Source organism: Kitasatospora sp. NPDC059571 (assembly GCF_042735675.1).
Taxonomy (GTDB): Bacteria; Actinomycetota; Actinomycetes; order Streptomycetales; family Streptomycetaceae; genus Kitasatospora.
Map to the genome: position 1 here is coordinate 10,169 of NZ_JBHWBW010000143.1, position 6,622 is coordinate 16,790.

Annotated in this window: 6 protein-coding genes; 1 reads left to right on the forward strand and 5 read right to left on the reverse strand. The window is 74.6% G+C overall.

Features of this window, described 5'->3' with window-relative positions:
• Window positions 1-478: 478 nt before the first annotated feature.
• The 5 genes from ACFV0G_RS18090 to ACFV0G_RS18110 form a co-directional block, all read right to left on the reverse strand.
• Window positions 479-1,270, reverse strand: a complete 792-nt coding sequence (locus ACFV0G_RS18090) for an endonuclease/exonuclease/phosphatase family protein (protein ID WP_380548129.1) — start codon at window positions 1,268-1,270, stop codon at window positions 479-481.
• Window positions 1,271-1,334: 64 nt separating this feature from the next.
• The gene (locus ACFV0G_RS18095) at window positions 1,335-2,276 is read right to left on the reverse strand and encodes an ROK family glucokinase (protein ID WP_380548133.1); all 942 of its coding nucleotides are present in this window, start codon (window positions 2,274-2,276) and stop codon (window positions 1,335-1,337) included.
• A 196-nt stretch (window positions 2,277-2,472) separates the two neighbouring features.
• Window positions 2,473-2,748 carry a DUF5304 family protein gene (locus ACFV0G_RS18100; protein ID WP_380548136.1) on the reverse strand — a complete coding sequence of 92 codons (276 nt, stop codon included), beginning with the start codon at window positions 2,746-2,748 and terminating at the stop codon, window positions 2,473-2,475.
• A gap of 95 nt (window positions 2,749-2,843) precedes the next feature.
• The gene (locus tag ACFV0G_RS18105; protein ID WP_380548139.1) at window positions 2,844-4,031 is read right to left on the reverse strand and encodes an ArsA family ATPase; all 1,188 of its coding nucleotides are present in this window, start codon (window positions 4,029-4,031) and stop codon (window positions 2,844-2,846) included.
• 6 nt (window positions 4,032-4,037) lie between these two features.
• Window positions 4,038-4,472, reverse strand: coding sequence for an SRPBCC family protein (locus ACFV0G_RS18110; RefSeq protein ID WP_380548142.1), 435 nt, complete (start codon window positions 4,470-4,472; stop codon window positions 4,038-4,040).
• A gap of 312 nt (window positions 4,473-4,784) precedes the next feature.
• Between ACFV0G_RS18110 and ACFV0G_RS18115 the strand changes: the two genes are divergently transcribed.
• Window positions 4,785-6,578, forward strand: coding sequence for an AMP-dependent synthetase/ligase (locus tag ACFV0G_RS18115; protein WP_380548145.1), 1,794 nt, complete (start codon window positions 4,785-4,787; stop codon window positions 6,576-6,578).
• Window positions 6,579-6,622: the final 44 nt, after the last annotated feature.

Genomic DNA, 6,622 nt, shown 5'->3' on the forward strand with positions numbered 1-6,622 from the left:
CCAGCTGGCCGTCGACCTGGACCGAGCAGGCGCCGCACTCGCCCTGGGCGCGCCCCCGCTGTTGGGCCGGCCCCGCCCCCCGCGCGCGGGCGGGGGCGGGGGCGGGCGGGCGCGGCCGTCTCGCCGCCGGCCTCCACCGCCTCCCCGGCCGCCTCCGCCCCGGTGACCCGGACCGCCCCGGCGGCGACGCCCGCACCGGCGACCGCGGCCCACCCGGCGCAGGTGGTCGGCGCGTACTACGCGGCGATCAACGCGCGGGACTACCGGCGGGCCTGGGACCTCGGCGGGCGGAACCTGGCGCCGTCGTACCGGGCCTTCGCGGCCGGCTTCGCCGGGACCGCCGCGGTCACCCTGACCGTGACCGGGGTCAGCGGCGACACGGTGTTCGTGGTCGTCGACTCGCTGCAGAGCGACGGCTCGCACCGCCTCTTCTCCGGCAGTTACACCGTCCGCGGCGGGGTGATCGTCGCTGCCTCGGTCAGCTAGCGGCCGGTACCCGCAGCACGGCCAGCACCGGCAGGTGGTCGGTGGCGGCGAGCAGGTCGGCCGGGTCGAGGCCGGGCAGGCCCTGCGGGACGCCGCAGCCCAGCACCTCGATGCCGGGGGTGGTGAAGACCGCGTCGATGCGCTGGTGCGGGCGGGCGGGTTCGGAGGTGAAGGTGCCGCCCCAGGGTGCGGCGGTGTGCGCGTCCCGGTACCGGGCGGCCAGGCCCTGCCAGCCGGGCCCGTCCGGGTGCTCGTTGAAGTCGCCCGCGATCAGGCCGAGTTCGCCCTCGTCGAACTGGCCGGGCAGCAGCTCGAACTGGCTCAGCCGCTCGGCCGGGTCCAGTGAGAGGTGGCAGCTGGTGACGGTGAGGGGCGCCGCGCGCCCGATCCGCAGGACGGCGGTGGCGAAGCCGCGGGCGTGCAGGCCGCGGGTCTTGGGCAGCAGCCGGTCGCGGGTGGCGAGCACCTCGCAGCGCAGCCGGCCGAGCAGCAGCGGGCCGGCCGCGATCCGTCCGCCGCCGGAGAGGATGACGGTGCCCGTGCGGTGGGCGAGCCGGGCGGCCTGCTTGAGCGGCTTCCAGTAGCGCGGGGACTCCTGGATGCAGACGATGTCCGGGGCGCAGGCGCGGATCACCCGGACGAGTGCGTCGCGGTCGTCGCGCAGCGAGCGGATGTTGTAGCTCAGCACGCGGACGCGCTCGGCGCCGTCCGGCTCGGGGCCGGAGGCGGGCAGGTCGGCGAGCGGTGCGGAGGTGGGCCCGGTGGCGGGACTCGCTGCGGACATGCCGGTCATGCTAACGGCGAGGCCGGAGCGGGTGCTCCAGCCTCGCCGCAGGGGTGTCGCAGCGTCAGACCCGGGCCAGGTCCGCCGCGCCGGCGATGCCGGCGGCCGAGCCCATGGTGGCGAGCAGGACCTCGGCGCGGGGCCGGTGGGCGCCGCCGGTGAGGTAGGTCTCGAAGGCGGCGGCGACCGGGTCGAGCAGCAGGCTCCCGGAGTCGGACACGCCGCCGCCGAGCACGAAGACGCCCGGGTCGAACAGCGCGGCGAGGTCGGCCATGCCGCGGCCGAGCCAGTCGGCGACCTCGGCGTAGCACTCCAGGGCGAGCGGGTCGCCCTCGGCCGCGGCCTCGGTGATGTGGATGCCGCGGATGGTCTCGGCGACGAAGTCGTTGAGCTCCAGCATCCGCTTGCCGGCGATCGGGTCGGCGGCGGCCTTCTCCCGGCCGTAGCGGCGCAGCGCGCGGCCGGAGGCGTACTGCTCCCAGCAGCCGTGGCCGCCGCAGCCGCAGGGCAGGCCGTCGGGGACCATGTTGAGGTGGCCGATCTCGCCGGCGACGCCGAAGCGACCGCGGTGCATCCGGCCGTCCAGGACGATGCCGCCGCCGATGCCGGTGCCGACGGTGATCAGCACCATGTCCTCGTGCTCGGCCGCGGCGCCGAAGCGGAACTCGGCCCAGGCGGCGCAGTTGGCGTCGTTCTCGACGACGGTCTCCAGGCCGGTGAGCTCCTCGACGCGCTGCTTGAGCGGCTCGTTCTCCCAGTCGATGTTGGGCGCGAAGATCACCGTGGACCGGTCGCGGTCGACGAACCCGGGGGCGCCGACACCGACCGCCGCGACCTCCGGGAACTGCTCCTTGAGCTCCCGGACGGCCTGTGCGATCGCGTCGACCGCCCACTGGGGGTCGGCCGGGGTGGGTACCCGGGTCCGGGCAAGGATCTCGCCGGTCTCGTCGACCACGCCGGCCGCGATCTTCGTCCCGCCGACGTCGACGCCGATGGTCAGAGCCATGTGTCCCTCAGCTATTCACTCGTTCCCGCTGAGCGGAACGGTACCCGCTGAGCGGTGTTCCCGTACACACCGCGGCCTACATTAACCGAAGACAATTTTCGGATTAGCCCAATGGATGCGTTCAGAAGTCGTAGGCTTCGTACCTTTGGGTAGTGGTGTCGGGCAGCTGGGTCACATGGCCTGACCTGCGGGTTCACTACTTGTCGGGTGCCTCGTCGAGGTCGATGTGCTCGGTCTCGGCGTGTCCGGCACCGGCCCAGCGGCGTTCATGCCCCGAGACGGCCGCGCGGTAGGCGGCGAGCAGTTCGCTCCCCGCACCGGCGAGATGTCCGTACACCTCGGGGTTCTGCTCGCGCAGCCGGACGCCGTACTCCAGGGCCCGGCCGCCCAGGGCCAGTGCGAAGCGGCGGACCTCGTCCACCAGCGGCCCGAAGTCCGCACCGGCCGGCTGCCCGCTCTCGTCGTCCGCCATCCGGCGCCTCCCTCATCCGGGGCGACTCGGCCCCGCCAGGCCCACCCGGCCGCGACCGCGGCCGGGTCTCGAACGCTACCGGACGGCGGGCCGGGTCAGGACCGCGGCGACGGCCAGAGGGCCGGGTCCGGCGCGAACCGGACGGACAGCACGCCGCCGGCCAGGCCCGCCCCGCTCACGGTGCACCGGCGCAGCGCGGCGGGCAGTGCCAGGATCCGCCGGTAGGCGCCGGTGCCGACGACCAACTCATCGCCTCGGCGGACGAGTTCGAGCCCGGACCGGTCGGCGCCGGGCAGCGCCAGGTGCCAGATCAGCAGGCCGTCCTCGGCGAGCCGGTCCTCCACCCGGGGTTCGGGGGCCGGGCCGGGGGCCGGCTCGCCGTCCGCGTACAGCGCGTCGGCGACCTCCTCCAGGGCGACCTCGGGCCAGGGCGCCACCAGCAGCGGGACCCCGTCGAGCCCGGCGGCCAGCTGGGCGAGCCGCTCCTGCTGGCGGGCGGCGCGGGCGGCGAGCCAGGGGTCCGGCGATGCGGCGGCCGCGGCAGGCAGTGCCCGGTGCACGACCACCGCGTCCAGCCGGCGGCCGTACAGTGCGAGGCCGGCCCTGATCCGGCCGAGTCCCCCGTCGCCGTGCGCGTCGGCGTCGAGGACCAGGCGCACCGAGGTGCCGGGCGCCTCGACGGCCGCGCGGGCCTCGGCGAGCGCGGCGGACGCGGCGCCCCTGGCCTCGAACAGCCAGTCGGCGGGCATCGGCACCCCGGCGACGGCGGCGAGCAGCGGGCGCAGCGCGCGGGCGGCCTGCCGCTGCTCGGGAACCAGCCGGGAGAGGTAGCGCTCCAGCTGCTCGGGCAGCGCGAGCAGGGCGAGCAGTTCGGCGGGCGGCGGGGCGGCGACCACGACGGTGTCGGCGCCGGCGGTGCCCGAGCGCAGCGCCCGGAGCAGGGCGAACTGGCGGATGCCGGGCAGCGGGGTCAGCTCCTCGGCGTCCAGCGGCTCGGCGCCGAGCAGGTCGAGGGCCGGGGCGAGTCGGCCGCCGAGGTGGTCGAGGGCCGAGCGCAGCGCGTCCTGCTCGTCGATCCGGGCGACGGCCAGACGCCCGGGGGCGTCCCGGTACGGCGCGGGCTCGGCGGTGAGCCGGGTGTCGAGCAGGTCGTCGACCGCGCGATGCGGGTCGTCGGCGGCGAGCAGCAGCGTGCGGCGCCCCTGCTTCGCGCTGTGCAGGGCGGTGGCGGCGGCGACGGCGGCCGAGCCATCGCCGGTGACGAGGACCGTGCGCGGCGACACCCGGGGTCAGCCCTCGACGCGCTTCTTCAGACCGGCGAGCGCGCGGTCGATGATGACCTTCTCCGCCTTGCGCTTGATCATGCCCAGCATCGGGATCTTGACGTCCACGGCGAGCTGGTAGGTGACCTCGGTGGTGCCGTTCTTCTGCGCGGCCAGGCTGTAGGAACCGTCCAGGGCGCGGAGCATCTGGCTCTTGACCAGCGTCCAGCCGACCTCGCGGTCGCCGTCCCAGGTGTAGGCGAGCACGTGCTCGTCGCGGATCGCACCGGCGTCCAGGACCAGGCGGACCTCCGTGGCGCGGCCGTCGGCGCCGGCGGCGAGCACCTCGATCTCCTTGACCTCGCCCGTCCAGGCCGGATAGGCGGCGAAGTCGGCGATCACGGCCATGACCTCGGCCGGGGCCGCCTCGATGTTGATGCTCGACCTGGTGTGCTCCGCCATGACGGCCCTCCGCGACTGTTCAGATGTGCGCCCAGGGCAGGCTATCGCGTCCGGGGCCGCCCTCCGGGCGGCGCCCTCGCGCGCGGGCGGCCGCCGGGGGGCGCCGGGGGCTACCGGCGGGTCGCCGGACGGCTGCCGTAAGGTGCGAGTCGAACGCGCTCCGCCGGACGGTCCGATGGTGCGGGTCGGAACGATCAGCGGTCCGACCACCCGGTGTGACGCTTCGAACAACGGGGCCGACCCCTCTGGTCGAATCCGCCTACTGGGCAGTAACGTCCTGCCGTCCCGCAGCGTCGCAGACGAGGAGCAGTCTTGCTCGAGTTCAGCCTTCCGGCCCGCTACCAGGTACCGAGCGGCGGAAACCTCTCCGACCTGATCCACCAGAACGCCGAGCAGCACCCGGGCGTCGCCGTGATCAGCCGGAAGGTGGCCGGACAGTGGCAGGACCTCGGGGCGGCGCAGTTCCTCGCCGAGGTGCACGCGGCCGCCAAGGGCCTGATCGCCTCGGGCGTGCAGCCCGGCGACCGGGTCGCGGTGATGTCCCGCACCCGGTACGAGTGGACGCTGCTGGACTTCGCGATCTGGTGCGCGGGCGCGATCACCGTCCCGGTGTACGAGACCTCCTCCGCCGAGCAGGTGCAGTGGATCCTCGGGGACTCCGGCGCGGTCGCCGTGGTCACCGAGACCGACGGCCACGCCGCGGTGGTCGCCGAGGTCCGCGACCGGCTGCCGGAGCTGAAGCAGACCTGGCAGATCGAGCGGGGCGCGATCGCCGCCCTCACCGAGGCCGGCGCCGGCGTCCCGGACGCCACGGTCGCCGAGCGCCGCGCGGTGCCGACCGCCGACACCGTCGCCACCATCGTCTACACCTCGGGCACCACCGGCCGCCCGAAGGGCTGTCAGCTGACGCACGGCAACTTCCTCGCCGAACTGGGCAACGTCACCGCCCGCCTGGAGCCGCTGTTCCGCACCGGCGAGAGCTCGGTCCTGCTGTTCCTGCCGCTCGCCCACGTGCTCGGCCGGATCGCCGAGATCGCCGCCGCGATCGCCCCGATCAAGCTTGGCCACGTCTCCGACATCAAGGACGTCACGGCCGAGCTCGGCTCGTTCCGCCCGACCCTGATCCTCGGCGTGCCCCGGGTGTTCGAGAAGGTCTACAACACCGCCCGGGCCAAGGCCCAGGCCGACGGCAAGGGCAAGATCTTCGACCGGGCCGCCGACACCGCCATCGCCTACAGCCGGGCCCTGGACGCCGGCCGTGCCGGACTCGGCCTGAGAGTCAAGCACTTCGTCTTCGACAAGCTGGTGTACGCCAAGCTGCGCGCCGCCCTCGGCGGCCGGGCCACCCACGCGATCTCCGGCGGCGCCCCGCTCGGCGAGCGGCTCGGCCACTTCTACCGCGGCATCGGCTTCACCGTCCTGGAGGGCTACGGCCTGACCGAGACCTGTGCGGCCACCGCCTTCAACCCGCACGACAAGCCGAAGATCGGCACGGTCGGCCAGCCGCTGCCCGGCTCCGCGGTGCGGATCGCCGAGGACGGCGAGGTGCTGCTCAAGGGCCCGCAGGTGTTCACCGGCTACTGGAACAACCCGCAGGCCACCGCCGAGGCGCTGGAGGACGGCTGGTTCGCCACCGGCGACATCGGCTCGCTGGACGACGAGGGCTACCTGACCATCACCGGGCGCAAGAAGGAGATCATCGTCACCGCCGGCGGCAAGAACGTCGCCCCGGCCGTGATCGAGGACCGCATCCGCGCCCACGCGCTGGTCGGCGAGGTCATGGTGGTCGGCGACCGCCGGCCGTTCATCGGCTGCCTGCTCACCGTCGACCCGGACTTCTTCCCGAAGTGGAAGGAGCTCAACGGCAAGCCCGCCGCCGCCACGCTGGCCGAGCTGCGCGAGGACGCCGACCTGCTGGCCGCCCTGCAGGCGGCGGTGGACGACGGCAACCAGGCGGTCTCGCACGCCGAGGCGGTCAAGAAGTTCCGGCTGCTGGACACCGAGTTCTCCGAGGCGAGCGGCCACCTGACGCCGTCGCTGAAGCTCAAGCGCAACGTGGTGCTGAAGGACTTCGCGGACGACGTCGAGGCGCTGTACCGGCGCTGACGGACGCGGACGCGCGAAGGGGCCCCACCCGGGCGGGTGGGGCC

Coding starts and splice junctions, on each gene's coding strand:
- ACFV0G_RS18090 (WP_380548129.1), bottom strand. CDS start 1,270: ATGTCCGCAGCGAGTCCCGCCACCGGGCCCACCTCCGCACCGCTCGCC.
- ACFV0G_RS18095 (WP_380548133.1), bottom strand. CDS start 2,276: ATGGCTCTGACCATCGGCGTCGACGTCGGCGGGACGAAGATCGCGGCC.
- ACFV0G_RS18100 (WP_380548136.1), bottom strand. CDS start 2,748: ATGGCGGACGACGAGAGCGGGCAGCCGGCCGGTGCGGACTTCGGGCCG.
- ACFV0G_RS18110 (WP_380548142.1), bottom strand. CDS start 4,472: ATGGCGGAGCACACCAGGTCGAGCATCAACATCGAGGCGGCCCCGGCC.